Origin of the sequence: Chitinasiproducens palmae, from assembly GCF_900095735.1 — a bacterium.
GTDB classification, from domain to species: Bacteria; Pseudomonadota; Gammaproteobacteria; order Burkholderiales; family Burkholderiaceae; genus Chitinasiproducens; species Chitinasiproducens palmae.
Genome location: NZ_FNLO01000003.1, coordinates 375,009 through 392,168, shown reverse-complemented (window position 1 = coordinate 392,168; position 17,160 = coordinate 375,009). Strand labels below are relative to the sequence as shown.

Annotated in this window: 14 protein-coding genes; 9 read left to right on the top strand and 5 right to left on the bottom strand. The window is 67.5% G+C overall.

Annotated features, from left to right (window positions below; translation table 11 throughout):
- Positions 1-2 precede the first annotated feature (2 nt).
- The 5 genes from BLU54_RS07460 to BLU54_RS07440 all read left to right on the top strand — a co-directional run bounded on the left by BLU54_RS07460 (position 3) and on the right by BLU54_RS07440 (position 6,130).
- Positions 3-1,121, top strand: a complete 1,119-nt coding sequence (locus BLU54_RS07460) for an AGE family epimerase/isomerase (RefSeq protein ID WP_091906565.1) — start codon at positions 3-5, stop codon at positions 1,119-1,121.
- A 194-nt stretch (positions 1,122-1,315) separates the two neighbouring features.
- Positions 1,316-2,188: a glycosyltransferase family 2 protein gene (locus BLU54_RS07455; RefSeq protein WP_091906562.1), complete on the top strand. Its 873-nt coding sequence runs from the start codon at positions 1,316-1,318 to the stop codon at positions 2,186-2,188.
- An 11-nt stretch (positions 2,189-2,199) separates the two neighbouring features.
- A complete protein-coding gene (locus BLU54_RS07450) occupies positions 2,200-3,168 on the top strand; it encodes an NAD-dependent epimerase/dehydratase family protein (protein ID WP_235837831.1) in 969 nt (322 codons plus the stop codon).
- Positions 3,165-4,250 (top strand): MraY family glycosyltransferase, encoded by a 1,086-nt coding sequence (locus BLU54_RS07445; RefSeq protein WP_091906560.1) that lies wholly within the window; start codon positions 3,165-3,167, stop codon positions 4,248-4,250. Before BLU54_RS07450 ends, BLU54_RS07445 begins: the two co-directional genes overlap by 4 nt.
- Positions 4,247-6,130 carry a polysaccharide biosynthesis protein gene (locus tag BLU54_RS07440; RefSeq protein WP_091906558.1) on the top strand — a complete coding sequence of 628 codons (1,884 nt, stop codon included), beginning with the start codon at positions 4,247-4,249 and terminating at the stop codon, positions 6,128-6,130. The genes BLU54_RS07445 and BLU54_RS07440 overlap by 4 nt, the downstream gene beginning before the upstream one ends.
- Before the next feature lie 208 nt (positions 6,131-6,338).
- Here the strand turns inward: BLU54_RS07440 and BLU54_RS07435 are convergent, their stop codons facing one another.
- The 5 genes from BLU54_RS07435 to BLU54_RS07415 all read right to left on the bottom strand — a co-directional run bounded on the left by BLU54_RS07435 (position 6,339) and on the right by BLU54_RS07415 (position 11,894).
- Positions 6,339-7,442 carry an MraY family glycosyltransferase gene (locus BLU54_RS07435; protein ID WP_091906556.1) on the bottom strand — a complete coding sequence of 368 codons (1,104 nt, stop codon included), beginning with the start codon at positions 7,440-7,442 and terminating at the stop codon, positions 6,339-6,341.
- A gap of 119 nt (positions 7,443-7,561) precedes the next feature.
- Positions 7,562-8,593, bottom strand: coding sequence for a UDP-glucose 4-epimerase GalE (gene galE, locus BLU54_RS07430; protein ID WP_091906553.1), 1,032 nt, complete (start codon positions 8,591-8,593; stop codon positions 7,562-7,564).
- 24 nt (positions 8,594-8,617) lie between these two features.
- Positions 8,618-9,790: a glycosyltransferase family 4 protein gene (locus tag BLU54_RS07425; protein WP_091906551.1), complete on the bottom strand. Its 1,173-nt coding sequence runs from the start codon at positions 9,788-9,790 to the stop codon at positions 8,618-8,620.
- Positions 9,787-10,632: a glycosyltransferase gene (locus tag BLU54_RS07420; RefSeq protein WP_139169541.1), complete on the bottom strand. Its 846-nt coding sequence runs from the start codon at positions 10,630-10,632 to the stop codon at positions 9,787-9,789. Before BLU54_RS07420 ends, BLU54_RS07425 begins: the two co-directional genes overlap by 4 nt.
- Complete coding sequence (locus BLU54_RS07415) at positions 10,629-11,894, bottom strand: lipopolysaccharide biosynthesis protein (protein WP_139169539.1); 1,266 nt, start codon at positions 11,892-11,894, stop codon at positions 10,629-10,631. The genes BLU54_RS07420 and BLU54_RS07415 overlap by 4 nt, the downstream gene beginning before the upstream one ends.
- Positions 11,895-12,318: 424 nt before the next feature.
- Between BLU54_RS07415 and BLU54_RS07410 the strand changes: the two genes are divergently transcribed.
- From BLU54_RS07410 to waaA, 4 genes are all read left to right on the top strand, one after another.
- A complete protein-coding gene (locus BLU54_RS07410) occupies positions 12,319-13,713 on the top strand; it encodes a phosphomannomutase/phosphoglucomutase (protein WP_091906546.1) in 1,395 nt (464 codons plus the stop codon).
- Between the two features lie 199 nt (positions 13,714-13,912).
- Positions 13,913-14,908 carry a lipopolysaccharide heptosyltransferase I gene (gene waaC / locus BLU54_RS07405; RefSeq protein WP_268874508.1) on the top strand — a complete coding sequence of 332 codons (996 nt, stop codon included), beginning with the start codon at positions 13,913-13,915 and terminating at the stop codon, positions 14,906-14,908.
- 36 nt (positions 14,909-14,944) lie between these two features.
- Positions 14,945-15,823 carry a Kdo hydroxylase family protein gene (locus tag BLU54_RS07400; protein ID WP_091906543.1) on the top strand — a complete coding sequence of 293 codons (879 nt, stop codon included), beginning with the start codon at positions 14,945-14,947 and terminating at the stop codon, positions 15,821-15,823.
- An 18-nt stretch (positions 15,824-15,841) separates the two neighbouring features.
- On the top strand, positions 15,842-17,140 hold the full coding sequence (gene waaA / locus BLU54_RS07395) for a lipid IV(A) 3-deoxy-D-manno-octulosonic acid transferase (RefSeq protein WP_091906541.1): 1,299 nt from the start codon (positions 15,842-15,844) through the stop codon (positions 17,138-17,140).
- Positions 17,141-17,160: the final 20 nt, after the last annotated feature.

The following is a 17,160-nucleotide window of genomic DNA, read 5'->3' as shown; positions in this document are numbered from 1 at the left end:
CGATGACGACACCCGAGCAAGCCGCGCGCGACGTAGCCGACGCCGTTGCGGCAGTGGCCCGACACTACCGCGATGTGATTCTGCCGGCGTGGCGTGAGGCGGGTTTCGACCGCGAGATGGGCCTGCCGTTCGAAGCGCTGGACGCGCAAGGGCAGGCGCTGCCGGCACAACGCTACCGCGCGATGGCATGCGCGCGTCAGGCGTATGTGTTCGCGCAAGCCGGCGATCAGGCGCACGCGGAACGTCTGCTGGCAAGCCTTGCCGAGCGCTTTCGAGACAGCGAGAGCGGCGGGTGGTTCTACAGCATCGATGCGAACGGTGCGCCGCTCGATACATCGAAGGATCTCTATACGCACGCCTTCATCGTCTTCGCCAGCGCCGAATTGCTGCGCCGCTTCGGCACGCCGCAGGCGTCGGCGCTGCTGCTGGACACGTTGCAAATCGTGGACGACAGGTTCGGAACGACAGACGGCAGTGGGCTATTGAACGCGTCGCTGGATCGTCACTTCGCGCGCGCTCTTTCCGGGCCACTGCAAAACCCGTTGATGCATCTGGTCGAAGCTTGCCTGAGCGCGCGCGATGCATTGCCCGCGCGAGACTTCGATGCCCGGCTCGAACATCTCGGTGACGCAGTGCGGCGCCATTTCGTCGACAGTCGCACGGGTTGCGTGCTCGAACTGCCGCGAGAGGCGGCTGACAACCGCGTGGAACCGGGACATCAGTTCGAGTGGTACTTTCTGGTACACGGCGCTGGCAAGCCCTGGGCACCCCGCGCGCTCGCCAAAGACATCGGTCGTGCTTATCGTCATGCGGTGCAGCACGGCATCGAACCGCGAAACCTCGGCGTACGCGCGGCGCTGAACGCGGACGGTGGCGTACGTGAAGCAGGGCAACGCATCTGGGCACAGACCGAATATCTGCGCGCGCTTGCGTTGCATGAAGGCGCGACGCCGACCTTGGCACGTGCGCTGCATGCCTTCCGTGAGCACTTCCTGCGGCCGGTGGGCTGGATCGAGAGCCGCGCGGCGGATGGCACGATCGAGCGCGACGACATGCCTTCGACGACGCCGTATCACCTTTGCACGGCGCTCGCCGGACTGCACGCCGGGACCCAAGCCTAGCGTCAGTGCCCAGGTGCCGACGCGCCATTGCGGCGCCTCCGGTTCCCCGACTCCCCGTTTACGAGATAATCCGGCGGAACGGCCGCTCAGACGGCCGGAAGCGTGGAGCCTGCCGTGCGTGCGACGTCGACCGGCAAGCCCTTGTTCCCCAGCGCCTGTCTCGAAGACACGCACCGTTTCCTTCGCTCTTCGGTTTGAACGCCACCTCCGCGCTTGCCCGCCTGACGGTCTCGATCGTCGTATATCGGCCCGACCCGCGCTTGCTCGAACGAACGCTGCACAGCCTGCGTGAGGCGACGCAGCAAGCCGTCGCCGCTGGCGCGCTCATGTCGGACGCCGAACTGTTCGTGGTGGCGAACAGTGCGCTCGACCCGTCGGTGCGGGCTTTGATCGGCCGGCAGGCGGCGGGCGCAATGGCACTTTCCTGCATCGAAGGGCAGGGTAATGTCGGCTATGGCGCGGGCCATAATCTGGCTTTCGCGGCCAGCGGCAACACCGGTGCGGACCAGCGCCCGAACGATTACTTCCTGATTCTGAACCCTGACGTCGAACTGGATCCGCAGGCGCTGACGCGTGCGGTGCGTTATCTCGAGCGGCAACCGGCGGTCGCGCTGCTGGCACCCCGCACGTTGGATGAGACCGGTGCATCTCAATACCTGTGCCGGCGCATGCCGACCGTTGCCGATCTGGTGATCCGTGGCTTCCTGCCGCGTCGCCTGCGCGCGCTGTTCGACGCGCGGCTGGCCGACTACGAGATGCGCGACGCCACGCGCGAGGCGGACCGCCACGGTCGGCCGTTCTCGCCCGCCATCGTCAGCGGTTGCTTCATGCTGTTCCGTCGGCCGGTACTGCGTCGGCTGGGCGGTTTCGACGACCGCTATTTCCTTTATTTCGAAGACTACGACCTGAGCCTGCGCACCGCGCGCGAGGCCGCCATCGCTTACGTGCCGACCGTACGTATCGTGCACCACGGCGGCGGCGCGGCGCGCAAGGGCTTCCGTCACATCCGCATGTTCGGAGCCTCCGCCGTGCGTTTCTTCAATCGCTTCGGCTGGCGGTGGTGCTGATGAATATCGTGATGAGCGGAGCCAATGGTTTTGTCGGCCGGGCGCTGGCCGCCGCGCTCTGCGGGCAGGGCCATTGCGTCGCGGCATTGACGCGGCGACCCGTCGCACTGCCGGCCGGCGTGACCGCGCTGCCGCCGGTCGGCGACGACTTTGCGGGCATGACGGGGGGATGGCCGGCCCGGGCCACCGATTGCGTCGTGCATCTGGCCGCTCGGGTTCATGTGATGAATGAACGGGATCGCGAACCGCTCGCCGCATTTCGCCGCACCAATGTCGCGGGCAGCGTGCGATTGGCGGAAGCCGCGGCGGCCGCCGGCGTGCGTCGGTTCGTGTATGTGAGCAGTGTCAAGGCGATGGGCGAGCACGAGCCGGATAGCGGTGCGCATCCGTGGCGCGAGTCGGACGCACCGGCGCCGGAGGATCCCTACGGCATCTCGAAGTGGGAAACCGAACAGGCGCTCGCCGAGTGCGCGCAACGGCTGGGCATGGAACTGGTGATCGTGCGTCCGCCGCTGGTCTACGGTCCGGGCGTCGGAGCCAACTTCCGCCAGTTGCTGCGCGCGGTGTCCGAAGCGCGCCGTCTGCCGATCGGTGCCAGCGACGCGCGACGCAGCATGATATTCATCGACAATCTTGTCGATGCGCTGCTGCAGTGCGTGGTCCGCCCAGAGGCGGCCGGACACACGTTCAATGTTTCCGACGGCGTGGATCTCAGCGTACCCGATCTGGTCCGGTCGCTCGCGATGCATCTCGGTCGCCCGCCGCGCCTGATCGCGGTGCCGCTGCCCCTGCTCGATCTGGCGGGACGTCTGAGCGGAAGGCGAGCCCAGATTCAGCGCTTGACGACGCCGTTGCGGATCGACATCGGCAAGATCCGCCGGGTGCTCGGCTGGGAGCCGCCGATTGCGATGCGGGATGCCCTCCATGCAACGGCCGAGTGGTACCTCACCTACGGGCAGCGCTCGGAGGAAAGAAGATGATCGCCGGCGGCGCTAGCGCGGCGAGCTGGCCATTGCTGTCGGCCGGGCTCGCGGCGATGGCCGTTGCGGCCGTGATTCTGGCCATCCTGCTCTGGACCGGCTGGGCGTGGCGGTTGGCGGTTGACCAGCCCAATCATCGGTCGATGCATCAGCGGCCGACGCCGCGCTCCGGCGGGTGGGGCGTCACGCCCGCCGCGGCGCTATCGATCGTCCTGCTTGCCCCGGCGCTGCATTACGTTGCCTGGTTGATGCTCGTGCTGGCCGCCGTTTCGTTCATCGACGATCGGCGCGGATTGAGCGCGCGGTATCGTTTCGGCTGTCAGTTGCTTGCCGCGGGCGCGCTGCTGGCGGGCTCGCCGGGCGGCGTCGCGGGCTTGCCATGGCCCTGGCTGAGCGCGCCGGTCCTGGTCGTGGCGGTCGTCTGGACCACCAATCTCTATAATTTCATGGACGGCGCCGATGGTCTCGCCGGCGGCATGGCCGTGTCCGGTTTCGGCGCGCTGGCGTTGGCCGCGCTGCCGACCGAGCCGGCGCTGGCCTGCGCTTGCGCCGCGCTGGCGGGCGCCGCGCTCGGTTTCCTGTTCTTCAACTTGCCACCGGCGAGGCTGTTTCTTGGCGATGCCGGCTCGATCCCGCTCGGTTTCGCCGTTGCCGCGTTGTCGCTGATCGGCTGGCGGCTCGGGTGTTGGCCATGGTGGGTGCCGCTGACCGGTTTCGCGCCATTCCTGCTCGACGCGACGACGACCCTGCTGCGACGCGCGGCGCGCCGCGAAAAGGTGTGGGAGGCGCATCGGGAGCATTTCTACCAGCGTATGATGTTGATGACCGGCGACCGCCGTCGGGTCCTGTTCCAGTGGTATGCGCTGATGCTGGCGGGCAACGCGGTCGCGTGGCTGGCCTGCCGAGTGGCGGCGACTGCCGATGCCCCGGCGGGACACGGGCGTCATGCGCTGGCCAGCTTCGCGATGTGCGCGCTGTGGTTCGTCGTGCTGGTCTGGCTCGGGCGGCGCGTCGATCGCCGCTGGCAGGTCCATTCGAGCGTATCGGCGCAGGAGAGCGCGGGGAGCGCAGGCAAGCAATGAAAGCGTCGTCCAGGGGCAGAGTGGCTTCGGTCACCGTATTCGTCTTCGATCTCTGCGTCGTTGCGCTGTCGTGGCTGCTAGCCTATGCACTACGGTTCAATGCGGCCGTGCCGCCCGCCTTCATGGACAGCGCGTGGCGCTGCCTGATCGGCGTGATCCCCATTTATGCGATCTCGTTCCGGGTCTTCGGGCTCTACCGTGGCATCTGGGTATTCGCCAGCCTGCCGGACCTGATGCGGATCGCGCGTGCGACGTTGGCGGGCGCGCTGTGCACGATGATCGCGATGCTGCTGTTCCAGCCCGATCCAATCGTGCCGCGCTCGGTGCTGCTCGTCTCACCGATGCTGATCCTGTTGCTGACCGGCGGCGCGCGCGCCGTTTACCGTGCCAGCAAGGAATATCTGAAACATGGCGGACTGCTCGGCAAGGGGCGGCCGGTGCTGGTGATCGGTGCCGGGCAGGCCGGCGCGTCACTGGCTCGCGAACTGTCGCGTGTCGGCGAATGGCGTCTGGTCGGTCTGCTCGACGACGACCCGGTCAAGATCGGTCGCGAAGTCTACGGTTTCCGGGTGCATGGCCCGATCGACGAGGTGGCGGAGTGGGCGAGCCGGCTGCGCGTGAGCGATGCGATCATCGCGCTGCCCTCGGCGGAGCCGGAGGTGCGTCGGCGCATCGCGGCGCTCTGCGTGGACGCCGGCATCCATGTGATGGTGCTGCCCGAACTGAGCAGCGCGGTGCCCGAGCAGAACATCCTGTCGCAGGTTCGCGACATCGATCTGGAGGATCTGCTTGGGCGCGATCCGATCTCGATCGACACCGCCCATGTGCAGGCGCTGCTCACTTCCCGCGTGGTGATGGTCACTGGCGCCGGTGGCTCGATCGGCTCGGAACTCTGCCGCCAGATCCTGCGCTTTGGACCGGCGCAACTGATCGCCTACGATATCTCGGAATTCGCGAGTTACCGCTTGAGCGAGGAACTGCGCGAACGTCATCCGCACGTCGCACTGGTCTCGGTGATCGGCGACGCGAAAGATTCGCTATTGCTCGCCGAGACGATGCAGCGTTATCTGCCGTCAGTGGTGTTCCATGCGGCCGCCTACAAGCATGTGCCGTTGATGGAGGAGGTCAACGCGTGGCAGGCGGTACGCAACAACGCGCTCGGCACCTACCGGGTCGCACGCGCGGCGATTGCCGCGGGGGTCGGCCACTTCGTGCTGATCTCGACCGACAAGGCGGTCAATCCGACCAATGTGATGGGGGCCAGCAAGCGTCTGGCGGAAATGATCTGCCAGGCCTTGCAGCAGACGACCGAGCGGACCCATTTCGAGACCGTTCGTTTCGGCAACGTGCTCGGCAGCGCCGGCAGCGTCATTCCGAAATTCCAGGCACAGATCGCCAAGGGCGGACCGGTCACCGTCACGCACCCGGAGATCACACGCTTCTTCATGACGATCCCGGAAGCCGTGCAGTTGGTGCTGCAGGCGTCCAGCATGGGGCAGGGCGGCGAAATATTCGTGCTCGACATGGGCAAGCCGGTCCGCATCGTCGACCTTGCCAAGGATCTGATCCGTCTCTACGGTTTCACCGAGGACGAGATCCGCATCGACTTCACCGGACTGCGGCCCGGCGAGAAGCTGTACGAGGAACTGTTGGCCTGCGACGAGACGACCCGCCCGACGCACCATGCGAAGCTGCGTATCGCGCGCGCGCGGGAGGTGCCGCCACGCCTGCTCGACGAGATGCTGCAATGGCTTGGCCAGCCCCGCATCGTGCCGGACGACGAGGTTCGCCGCGACCTGCGGCGGTGGGTGCCCGAATATGCGCCGGCACGCGCGGTGACGCTTCGCACCGTCGCAACATCGGTGTCGGCAAACGGCTGAGCGTGGTCGACGGCGACACGGGCGTGCGCTGCGGGGGCGATTGCAAGTCGCGTCACGAAGCGTCGCGCACTGCAATACACAAGCAACTGGGCGCCAGCCGCCGAACCGCGACGGAAGGCGTCAGGCCGCATCAGACGGCGTCAGATGGCGTCTGATGGCATTAAGCGACACCAAGCAGCATCAAGCGGCCGTCGGCTGAGCGCGCTCATCACTGCCGGTCGTGGCGCCGGATGACCATCCAGCGCGGCGTGCGAAAGCGCACGATGCTGACGTAGAGCCAGACGTAGGTGGCGGCGAAGATCGCCACGAAGAACACCAGCACGACAGTGTGGCGCCAAAACAGCGTGGCGGGCAGCACCGCCATCAGGCATAACATCCACAGATACGGCGACGTATAGGAATTGCGCTGGGTCAACGCGCTGGCTTCACGCGTGCCGACCGCCCATCGCATCAGGCGCTTGTACACCAGCATGTGCAGATGCACGCCGTCGGGAATGCCTGGCGACATGCCGCGCACGAAGCGCTTTCTGTAGATCGAAAAGCAGGTTTCGAAAATCGGATACATCGCCATCAGGACCGGATACCAGGCGGACACCTGTGGATTGCGCATCACGAGCAGGATCGACAGTTCGCCCAACACGAAACCGAGGAAGTACGCGCCGCCGTCGCCGAGGAAAATCAGTCCGGCCGGAAAGTTCCAGACGAAGAAGCCGAACACTGCGCCCATCAGGATCAGCGAGGACGACAGCACGACCGGATCGGATACCTGGAACGCCACGTAGGCGAGCGACACCAGCATCATCATCGAAACCATCGAGGCCAGGCCGTTGAAGCCGTCGATGATATTGACCGCGTTGGCGAGACCGGCCACTGCGACGACGGTCAGCAGCACGCTGGGTGCCGCATACTGCAGCGCGATGTCGAGAAAGGGCAGGTCCGCCCGGTTGGCGTGGATGCCCAGCGCGAGATAGGCCAGCAGCGCGGCGGCCATCGTCGCGAGCAGCCGCAGCAGCGGTGAAACGCGCTTCGTCAGGTCCTCGATCAGTCCGGACAGGAAGGCGGGCGCTCCGCACGCCGCGAGCAACAGAATCTGCTGCGCGACCACCGGATAACTGAACCACAGTTGCGCAGCCGATACCAGCAAGCCGAGCACGATGCCGATTCCGCCGACCCGCGGCACGGGCCGCGAATGGAATTTCTGCACGCCGACCAGATCGCTGTCCGCCGAGAACCGCTTGTGCAGATGGGCGTAGCGCACGATCGCCAGCGTCGCCAGCAGCGAAATCAGGAAGCCCAGGGCGAGGCTTTGCATGGAAGGTGTCGGTTTGGGGCCTGCGCGCGATTATACGGGCGCGGACCGCGCGCAGGCGACGGCCTCGTGTCGGCCCCGCCGGTGTTGCGCGCCGACGTCGTGGGCCGTTGCGCAGCGCCTCAGCCGAGGCCGTCCGGATTCTGCGATTGCCAGCGCCATTGGTCGACACACATGCGCTCTAGTCCGTATTCAGCGCGCCACGCGAGCATTTCGTAGGCGGCGGTCGGGTCGGCGTAGCAGGTCGCGATGTCGCCGGGCCGACGCGCCACGATTTCATAAGGAACCGAACGGCCGCTTGCCTGTTCGAAGGCCGCGACTGCCTCCAGCACACTGTAGCCGCGCCCGGTGCCGAGGTTGACGGTGAAGGAATCGCCCTTCGTTTCGAGTCGGGCCAGCGCGGCCAGGTGCCCGCGCGCCAGATCCACGACGTGGATGTAGTCGCGCACGCCAGTGCCGTCCGGGGTCGGATAGTCGCCGCCGAACACCCGTAGCGATTCGCGACGACCAACGGCGACCTGGGCGATGTACGGCATCAGGTTGTTCGGGATGCCTTGCGGATCCTCGCCGATCTGCCCGCTTGGATGGGCGCCGACCGGGTTGAAGTAGCGCAGCGTCGCGACGCGCCAGTCCGGCTCGGCCTTGACGATGTCGGCCAGGATGCGCTCCGCAAGCAGTTTGGTCTGGCCGTACGGATTGGTCGCGGAGAGCGGGAAATGCTCGAGGATCGGCACGCAGTGCGGATCGCCATAGACCGTCGCGGACGAGCTGAACACGAATTGCCGCACGCCATGGCGCTGCATGGCAGCGAGCACGGTCAACAGGCTGTCGATGTTGTTGCGGTAGTAGGCCAGCGGCTTGGCGACCGATTCGCCGACCGCCTTCAGCGCGGCGAAATGGATCACGGCGTCGATGCGGTGGGTGGTGAACACCTTGTCGACCGCGCTCGGATCGCTGACGTCGATCTCGTGAAACGCCGGCTGCCGGCCAGTGATGGCGGCAATGCGTGCAATCGCTTCGCGCTTGCTGTTGACGAGATTGTCGGCGATGACGACGTCGTAGCCGGCTTCGAGCAACTCGACAGCGGTATGCGCGCCGATGAAACCCGCGCCGCCGGTGACCAGCACCGTGCCGCGCGTGTCGGTGGCTTGCATGCTCGATTGGGTGGAAGGCATCGTCTAGTCCTGTTTCGTTTCGGGATGGGTGGTTGGAAGGGGCGCCGCGGCGCCGGTTGTATCGTTCAGTAAGGTCAGATAGCGCGCGACGACACGGTTCTCGTCGAAACGCCGCGTTGCGTCGTCGCGGGCGCGCTGCGCCAGCGCGGTCCGTTCGACAGGCGTCATGTCGAGCAGGCGCGCCATCGCCGCGGCCAGCGCCGAGGCGTCGCGAGCCGCGCACAGCAGGCCGGTCACGCCATCGCGCACGATGTCGCGGCAGCCGGGCACGTCGGTGGCGACGATCGGTCGACCCATCGCGGCGGCCTCGAGCAGCGTGCGCGGCATGCCCTCGCGATACGACGGCAGGACCACGCAGTGCGCGGCCGCAATCGCCGGGCGCACGTCGTCGGCCTGGCCGAGGTATTCGATCACGCCCTCGTCGGCCCAGGCGGCTACCTGCGCAGACGAGATCGCGCTGGGATTGTCGACGCCGGCGGGACCGAGCAGCTGGAAGCGCGCGTGCGGGTAGCGCGCACGCAGCTGCCGCGCCGCCTCGACATATTCGCCGACACCCTTGTCCCACAACAGGCGGCCGATCAGCACGAAGGTAAACGGTGGCGCCGACGGCATCTCGCTGTAGCCGAAATGCTCCAGATCGATGCCTTCGCCATCCAGCAGGCGCGCGCGCTCCGGGTGCGCCAGCAGCTTCTCGCGCAGGAAGGTCTCGTGGTCGTCCCGGTTCAGGAACCACACTTCGCGCGGGAAGCGGAAGGCCAGGCGGTACAGTGTCTTCGCGATCTGGGCCGTCCGGTTGCGATGCAGGAAGACGTAGCCCAGGCCGGTGGTCACCGCTACCGAGGGCCGGCCGGCCAGTGCCGCCGCCAGCGTGCCGTAGATGTTCGGCTTGATCGTGTAGTGGAAGATCAGGCGCGGCCGCAGGCGCCGATAGTGCGCACGAAGCGCCAGCAGCGTGCGCAGGTCTTCCTTGACGCGGGTGCCTTTCGACGCCAGCGGCAGGTCGACGCACACGCAGCCCAGCGCTTCGAGCGCCGGGAACGTTGCATCGCGCGGCGCGATCACGACTACCGGCCAGCCGCCGTCGAGCAGGCGATGCAGCAACCTGCGCCGGTAGTTGTAGATCGACCAGGCGGTATTCGAGACGAGACAGACGGGCTGTCCGGAGAGCGACTTCATCTTCGGATCGGTCGAGAGGCGGACTCACGCGGGCGCAGCATGCGCTTGACGTTCGAGAGCACCGCGTAGGGCGTCAGCAGATGAAGCAGGTGTTTCGCGAAGCCGACCCAGTATAACGGGTTGCCGGGTTCGAAGTAGACGCACTGCAGGCGCAACGTCGAGAGGATCTGGCGCCGCCGCCGGCTCGCGCTGATGCCGCTCTCGTTCAACTCGTAGTCGATGCCGATCAGCGGCAGGTTTGCGCAGTCCCATTCGCGCATGATGCGCAGAAACAGGTCGAGATCCTCCGCGGCTGGATAACGGTCCCGGTAGCTGCCGGCGGCGCGCACGGCCCGCATGCGCAACATCATCGCCGGATGAATGAAGCAACTGCGCGCGAAGCGCACCCGGCGGATCGCCGCGGCCTCGGTCGGCGGCGCCATCACGAAGCGCGGGCGTCCGTCGCGGCTGACGGCTTGCGCCCAGGTGCCAAGCGCGCCCAGCCGAGGCGCCGTGACGAACGCGGCGCGCTGCGCGGCGATCCTGCCGGGCCGCGCGAGATCGCCACCGTCGATGCGCGCGACGAATTCGACGCCCTGCGCATGCAAATGCTCGACGCCCGCCGCGAGCGCTGCTTCGATGCCGCCATTGGGCGTGAGGCGCAGCACCTCGATGCGCAGACCCGGCAGGTCGCGCGCGGGCGGCGCGGCGAAGGGCGGCTCGCTGCCGTCGTCGACCACCAGCACGCGCAGCGGGGCCGTCTCGCGCAGCGAGGCCAACGTACGCCACGCATCCTCCTGGCAGTTGTAGACCGGCATCAGGACCGCGACGTCGTCGAGCGGACCGGTTTCGTTTCGCGTCATCGCAGTTGCTGGCGGCGCCAGCCGAAGTAGCAGAGGTTCACGCCGATCGCGACCCCATAGCCGATCGCCAGCCCGAGGACGGCACCGAACACGCCGAAGCGCGGGATCAAGTACAGGTTCGCCACCGCGCTGGCGAGCAGCGCTCCGAGCCATTTGAACAGAACCGTGTGACGTGCCTGATCCTTCAGAAGCAGGAGATTGCCGACCGCCTCGACGCCCGCGAGCACCGACAGCCACACGGCCCACCGAAAGATCACGACCGCCGTCCCGAAACCGGGACCGAACACGATGCGCACGATCATCGGCGCCGCCGCGCTCAACAGCAGCGCGCCAAATGCCATCGCGATGCCGGTCAGCATGCTCAGTCGCAGCACATTGCGCAGCAGGCGGCGCGGATCGCTAACCCGATAGATGAAGGCCGGCGCCAGCGTCTGCGCGAGCATCGACGCCATCAGGCTCCAGTTCTCGTTGAGCTGCTGAGCGGCGCCGTAGCGCCCCAGCGTCGTGTAGTCGATGTAGTGCTTCAGCATCAGGCGATCGAGCTTCAGGAACACGTACATGCAGACCAGCGCCAGCCAGAACACCACGCCGGCGCGCGCATAGTGCTTCAGCAGCGACATGTCGACATGCCAGTCGAGACGCCAATTCCAGCGGCCGTTGCGCGCGCGCGCGTAGTAGCCGCTGAGGAGAATGGCGCCCAGCACGCCTTCCGCGGCCCAAAGCCAGCCAAAACGGGATGGTGCGAGCAGCATGTGTGCGGCAACGCACACAGCGCCGGCCTTCAGCACGGCCGTCGTGGCGCTGATCATCAGCGCGGGCCGCGAATGCGTGCGGCTCTGCAGCCAGGCGTTGACCACGCCGAACGGTTCGCGCGTCAGCAACGTGACCGCCAGTCCGGCGAGCATCGTCGCGACCACCGGGTCGACGTCGAGAACGGCCAGTCCGGCCCATGTCACGATCAGGGCCGCCACCGACACGCCGAAGCGCAGCGCGAAGGCGCTGCCCATCATCGTCGCGAGCCGTGCCGGCGACGCGCCGACCATCGCCGGCACGATCAACTCCGCGCCGCACACCCAGGTCAGCGGCGCGAGGACCAGCAGCAACGTCGACGCATACTGCCACTTGCCGAACGCCTCGGCGCCGAAGTAGCGCGCCATGACACCGGCGATGACGATCGCCACGACGATCTGCGTGCCGCGCTCCGCGGCAAGCCAGAACAGATTGGCGAGCGCCCGGCGCACGTCGGGATGGTTCAGTCGCATCGTAGCTCCGGCGCGGACGGCCGGCGCGCCCGCACTCGCGTGGCGCGCCGCGCTGGGGCGGGGCGCCGCGCGGCGCGGACGGCTTGAAGGTGCGGAGCAGGCATCGGGCAGTAGAATGGCAGGCGAGTGGGCCGCGGGTATCGTGTACGGTGAGTGCGCCGGCCCGGGCGCCGCGCGCGGCATGACGCAGACGCGGCAGCATGGCGGCGTGCGGTTGCGATGGCGGCCGCACCGACCGCGCCGCCCATGATCTGGATCATGCGTCGGCGACACGAGCCAAGCGGCGCCGCGCAAAACCTGCAATTATAGAAGTCAATTGCTGCCGAGCGGGCGGCCGCGCCGGTGCCGTCTCGTTGGAGCGCGGTCCGGCATGGCATGGGCAGCCGGTTTTTTCTACTATCTTGATTAAAGGGTCAGTCAAACGATGATCTCGAATTCGATCTTCAAGGCGTATGACATCCGTGGCGTGGTTGGCAAGACGCTGGATGCCGACGTCGCACGCAGCATTGGCCGCGCGTTCGGCAGCGAGGTTCGCGAGCAGGGCGGTGATGCCGTCGTGATCGGTCGAGACGGGCGTCTGTCGGGCCCCGAACTGTCGGCGGCGTTGGCGGACGGTCTGCGTGCGGCGGGCGTCGACGTGATCGACATCGGCATGGTCGCGACCCCGATGGGCTATTTCGCGACGAACGTGCCGCTGCAGATCGACGGCGCCGAGCGCAATGTCGATTCGTGCATCGTCGTCACCGGCAGCCACAACCCGCCGGACTACAACGGTTTCAAGATGGTGTTGCGCGGCCAGGCAATCTATGGCGACGCGATCCAGGGTCTCTATCAGCGCATCGCCGCCGGCCGCTTTGCCGAAGGTACGGGCCAGCTCCACCAGTACGACATCACCGATCAGTACATCGAGCGCATCGTCGGCGACATCAAGCCGGCGCGCGCGATGAAGCTGGTGCTCGACGCCGGCAACGGCGTGGCCGGCGCGTTCGCGCCGCGTCTGTTCAAGGCGCTGGGCTGTGAAATCACCGAGCTGTTCTGCGATGTCGACGGACACTTCCCGAACCACCATCCCGACCCGGCGCACGTCGAGAATCTGCAGGACGTGATCCAGGCGCTGGCCGAGGGCGACGCGGAGGTCGGCTTCGCGTTCGACGGCGACGGCGACCGGCTCGGCGTCGTGACCAAGGACGGACAGGTCATCTTCCCGGACCGCCAGTTGATGCTGTTCGCCGAGGAAGTGCTGTCGCGCAACCCGGGCGGCCAGGTGATCTACGACGTGAAATGTACCCGCAATCTCGGCACCTGGGTGCGCGAGAAGGGCGGCGAGCCGCTGATGTGGAAGACCGGCCATTCGCTGGTCAAGGCCAAACTGAAGGAAACCGGCGCGCCGCTGGCCGGCGAGATGAGCGGGCACGTGTTCTTCAAGGATCGTTGGTACGGTTTCGACGATGGCCTGTACACCGGCGCCCGCATGCTGGAAATCCTGTCGCGTGTCGACAAGCCGAGCGAACTGCTCAACAGCCTGCCGAACTCGCTGTGCACGCCCGAACTGCAGCTCAAGTGCGCGGAAGGCGAAAACTTCGAGCTGATCTCCCGTTTGCAGCAGAATGCGACATTCGAGGGTGCGGACGACGTGATCACCATCGACGGCTTGCGCGTCGAATATCCGGACGGGTTCGGCCTGGCACGTTCGTCGAACACGACGCCCGTGGTCGTGATGCGTTTCGAGGCCGACAACGAGGCGGCGCTCGAGCGGATCAAGGCTCAGTTCAAGCAGGTCATCCTCGCCGAGAAGCCGGACGCAGCCCTGCCTTTCTGACGCATCGGAGCGGCACGCGCGCCGCGTTGGCGTGGCGCGCGCGGTCCGGCGCCCGTTCCAGGGTTGCCGCCACAACGCTTTCATGCAGCTTTGCACGCCGGCCGTCGCGTTGGAACGCCGCGGCCGGCGCTGTGCTTTCACGGGTACTATGTCGGTTTCTCAATTCGGGGAAGATGCTTCCGTTCCCCACGGCAAACGCTTGAAGATCGCGATCGTCAGAGTGTCGTCGCTGGGCGACGTCGTTCACAACATGCCGGTGATCGCGGACATCCGGCGCCGGCATCCGGACGCTCAGATCGATTGGATCGTCGAGGAGGCCTTCGTCGACCTGGTCCGGTTGGTGCGAGGCGTCGATCGGGTCATTCCGGTCGCTTTGCGCCGCTGGCGCAAACGCCCGGTCGCCGGCGCCACGTGGCGCGAGTGGCGCGCGTTCGTCGCCACCTTGCGCGAGCGCGAGTACGACGCCGTCATCGACTGCCAGGGGCTGTTCAAGACCGCATGGATCGCCTCGCGCGCGCGCGGGCCGGTGATCGGCCTTGGCAACCGCACCGACGGGGCCGGGTATGAACGTCCGGCGCGCTGGTACTACGACCGCAAGGTCGCGATCGAACCGCGTACGCACGTGGTCGAACGCTCCCGCCAACTGGTCGCGGCCGCACTCGGCGATCCGCTGCCGGACGAGGATCCAGGCAGCGTCGATTTCGGTCTCGATACCCGGCTTGCGGCGCGCGCGCTCGCGGAATCGGGTCTGAACCCGCCGGTGCCGTCGGTCGTCTTCGTGCACGCGACGTCTCGCGAGGACAAGGCGTGGGGCGAGCAGAACTGGATCGAACTGGGCCAGGCCCTGGTACGCCGCGGCGCATCGTTGATCCTGCCCTGGGGCAACGAGGCGGAGCGCGTCGTCTCGGAGCGCATCGCCGCCGAGTTCGGCCAGGCGGCAGTCGTCCCGCCCCGTCTGTCGCTGGCCGCGGTGGTTGGCCTGATCGATCAGGCGGCGGCGACGGTGGGCGTCGACACCGGCCTGGTACACATCGCCGCCGCGCTGCGTCGCCCAACCGTCGAGCTCTACAATTTCTCGACGGCATGGCGCACTGGCGGCTATTGGTCCTCCGCGGTGGTGGAACTGGGCGCCAGCAACCGGCCGCCGCACATCGTCGACGTGAAGCGCGCGCTGGCGGGCTTCGGACTGCTGTGACGCCCGTTTTCCCTCTTTGCCACGGAAGCTCATCCGATGCCTGAAGCTCAGATCATCGAAGTCGCCGGCGATTGGCACGGCGGCAACCTGTCGGTGCCGAGAACCCAACTGGTCGCCTCGCTCGAGCGCGGCCGCGTGCTGCATTTCCCGCGTCTCGAATTCGCGCTGGCCGACGACGAGCGCGCCTTGCTCGATCCGGCGATCGCGGATCCGAAGCGCAAGAACATCAGTCTCGACGCTGGCGGCAAGCTGGTTGGCGTGGTCGGCGACGAGACCCGCCAGGCCGCCGTGCGTGCGCTCGTCGCGCGCTATGCGGCGCAGGCGGCCGGCCTGATCGATGGCCTGCTGCCCGAGTACCGCGGCCGCTTGCGCGCCGCACCGACCAGCCTGCGTCTGCATCGCGTCGAAACCCGCCAGACCTCCTGGCGCAAGGACGACAGCCGGCTGCACATCGACGCGTTTCCGTCGCGCCCGAACTACGGCGAGCGGATCCTGCGCGTCTTCGCCAACGTGAATCCGCTCGGCGAGCCGCGCGTCTGGCGTGTCGGCGAGGCCTTCGACGACGTGGCCGCGCGGTTCCTGCCGCGGCTGCCGCGCCAGACGCCCGGCAGTGCCTGGCTGCTCGATGTCCTGGGCATTACCAAGACGCGCCGCAGCGCCTACGATCACCTGATGCTGGCGCTGCACGATGCGATGAAGGCCGACATGGACTATCAGCGCGACTGCTCGCAGGTGACGATGCCTTTTCTGCCCGGCAGCGTCTGGGTCTGTTTTTCGGATCAGGCGTCGCACGCGGTGATGTCGGGTCAGTTCATGCTCGAACAGACCTTCTTCCTGCCGGCTGCCGCGATGGTGGAGCCGGATTGTTCGCCGCTGCGGGTCCTCGAACGGCTGAGCGGCCGCGCGTTGGTCTGAGCGCTGCGGGCGGCCACCATGCTCAGACTGCTCTACCGCGCCGCCTGGTGGCTGATCGCGCCTGCCGCGGTGCTTCGCTTGCTGTGGCGCAGCCGCCGCGAGCCCGGCTATCGATATCACGTCGCCGAGCGTTTCGGCCGGATCGACCTGCGCCGCGATGCACGGCGTGCGCTGATCTGGGTGCACGCGGTGTCGGTCGGCGAAACGCGCGCCGCCGAGCCGCTCGTACGGGCGCTGCTCGCCGCGCACCCCGAGTGCGACCTGCTGCTGACCCATATGACGCCGTCGGGACGCGCCACCGGCGAGGCGCTGTTCGGCGACGCCGTATTGCGGTGCTACCTTCCCTACGATACGCCGGGTGCTGTCGGGCGTTTTCTGGTGAAGGCGCGGCCCACGGTCGGCGTGCTGATGGAAACCGAGGTCTGGCCGACCTTGATCGAGTGCTGCGCCGCTCGGCGCATGCCGTTGATCCTTGCCAACGCGCGAATGTCGGCGCGCTCGGCCGCCCGCGCGTCGCGCTTCGGCCGCGCCACGCTCACCGTGTTCGGCGGCCTGGCCGACGTCTATGCGCAGAGCGAGGCGGACGCCGCGCGCTTTCGCGCCCTCGGAGTCGCATCGCCCCGCGTCTTCGGCAATCTGAAGTTCGACATCGCGCCGTCGCCGAGGCTGCTGATGTTGGGCGAGGCCTGGCGCGCCGCATTCGGCGACCGCCCGGTGTGGGTCGCGGCGAGCACCCGCGACGGTGAAGAAGCATTGGTGCTGGAGGCCTTCGACCGGCTTCAGGCGGCGCGTCCCGACGCGTTGCTGGTGCTGGTGCCGCGGCATCCGCAGCGCTTCGACGAGGTGGCGCGGCTCGCGCAGACCCGCTGGCGCGTCGCGCGCCGTTCGCAGTGGCGCGACGGCGCGCCCGTGGATCCGTCGACGCAGGTCTGGCTGGGCGACTCGATGGGTGAGATGACCGCTTACTATGCCTGCGCTCGGCTGGCCTTCATCGGCGGCAGCCTGGTGCCGACCGGCGGCCAGAATTTGATCGAGAGCTGTGCGGCGGGAACACCCGTGCTGTTCGGGCCGAGCATGTTCAATTTCTCGCGCGCCAGCGCGGACGCGCTCGCGGCCGGGGCGGCGGTGCAGGTGGCCGATTCTGCCGCGCTGGGCGAGGCGCTGATCGGTCTGCTCGAGGATCGCGCCCGTCGCGACGCGATGGCGGCCGCGGCCCGCGATTTCGCGGCAGCCCACCGGGGCGCGACCGAGCGGACCGTAGCGGCGCTCGCGCAGTGGTTGCCCGAGCGGTCGGGCAGTCCCGCGCGAGCCCGCTAGGGCCATCGCGCAAACGCCGC

Bases quoted from the DNA above. Each gene is read 5' to 3' on its own strand.
- BLU54_RS07460 (WP_091906565.1), top strand. From the start codon at position 3: ATGACGACACCCGAGCAAGCCGCGCGCGACGTAGCCGACGCCGTTGCG.
- BLU54_RS07450 (WP_235837831.1), top strand. From the start codon at position 2,200: ATGAGCGGAGCCAATGGTTTTGTCGGCCGGGCGCTGGCCGCCGCGCTC.
- BLU54_RS07445 (WP_091906560.1), top strand. From the start codon at position 3,165: ATGATCGCCGGCGGCGCTAGCGCGGCGAGCTGGCCATTGCTGTCGGCC.
- BLU54_RS07440 (WP_091906558.1), top strand. From the start codon at position 4,247: ATGAAAGCGTCGTCCAGGGGCAGAGTGGCTTCGGTCACCGTATTCGTC.
- BLU54_RS07435 (WP_091906556.1), bottom strand. From the start codon at position 7,442: ATGCAAAGCCTCGCCCTGGGCTTCCTGATTTCGCTGCTGGCGACGCTG.
- galE (WP_091906553.1), bottom strand. From the start codon at position 8,593: ATGCAAGCCACCGACACGCGCGGCACGGTGCTGGTCACCGGCGGCGCG.
- BLU54_RS07425 (WP_091906551.1), bottom strand. From the start codon at position 9,790: ATGAAGTCGCTCTCCGGACAGCCCGTCTGTCTCGTCTCGAATACCGCC.
- BLU54_RS07420 (WP_139169541.1), bottom strand. From the start codon at position 10,632: ATGACGCGAAACGAAACCGGTCCGCTCGACGACGTCGCGGTCCTGATG.
- BLU54_RS07415 (WP_139169539.1), bottom strand. From the start codon at position 11,894: ATGCGACTGAACCATCCCGACGTGCGCCGGGCGCTCGCCAATCTGTTC.
- BLU54_RS07410 (WP_091906546.1), top strand. From the start codon at position 12,319: ATGATCTCGAATTCGATCTTCAAGGCGTATGACATCCGTGGCGTGGTT.
- BLU54_RS07400 (WP_091906543.1), top strand. From the start codon at position 14,945: ATGCCTGAAGCTCAGATCATCGAAGTCGCCGGCGATTGGCACGGCGGC.
- waaA (WP_091906541.1), top strand. From the start codon at position 15,842: ATGCTCAGACTGCTCTACCGCGCCGCCTGGTGGCTGATCGCGCCTGCC.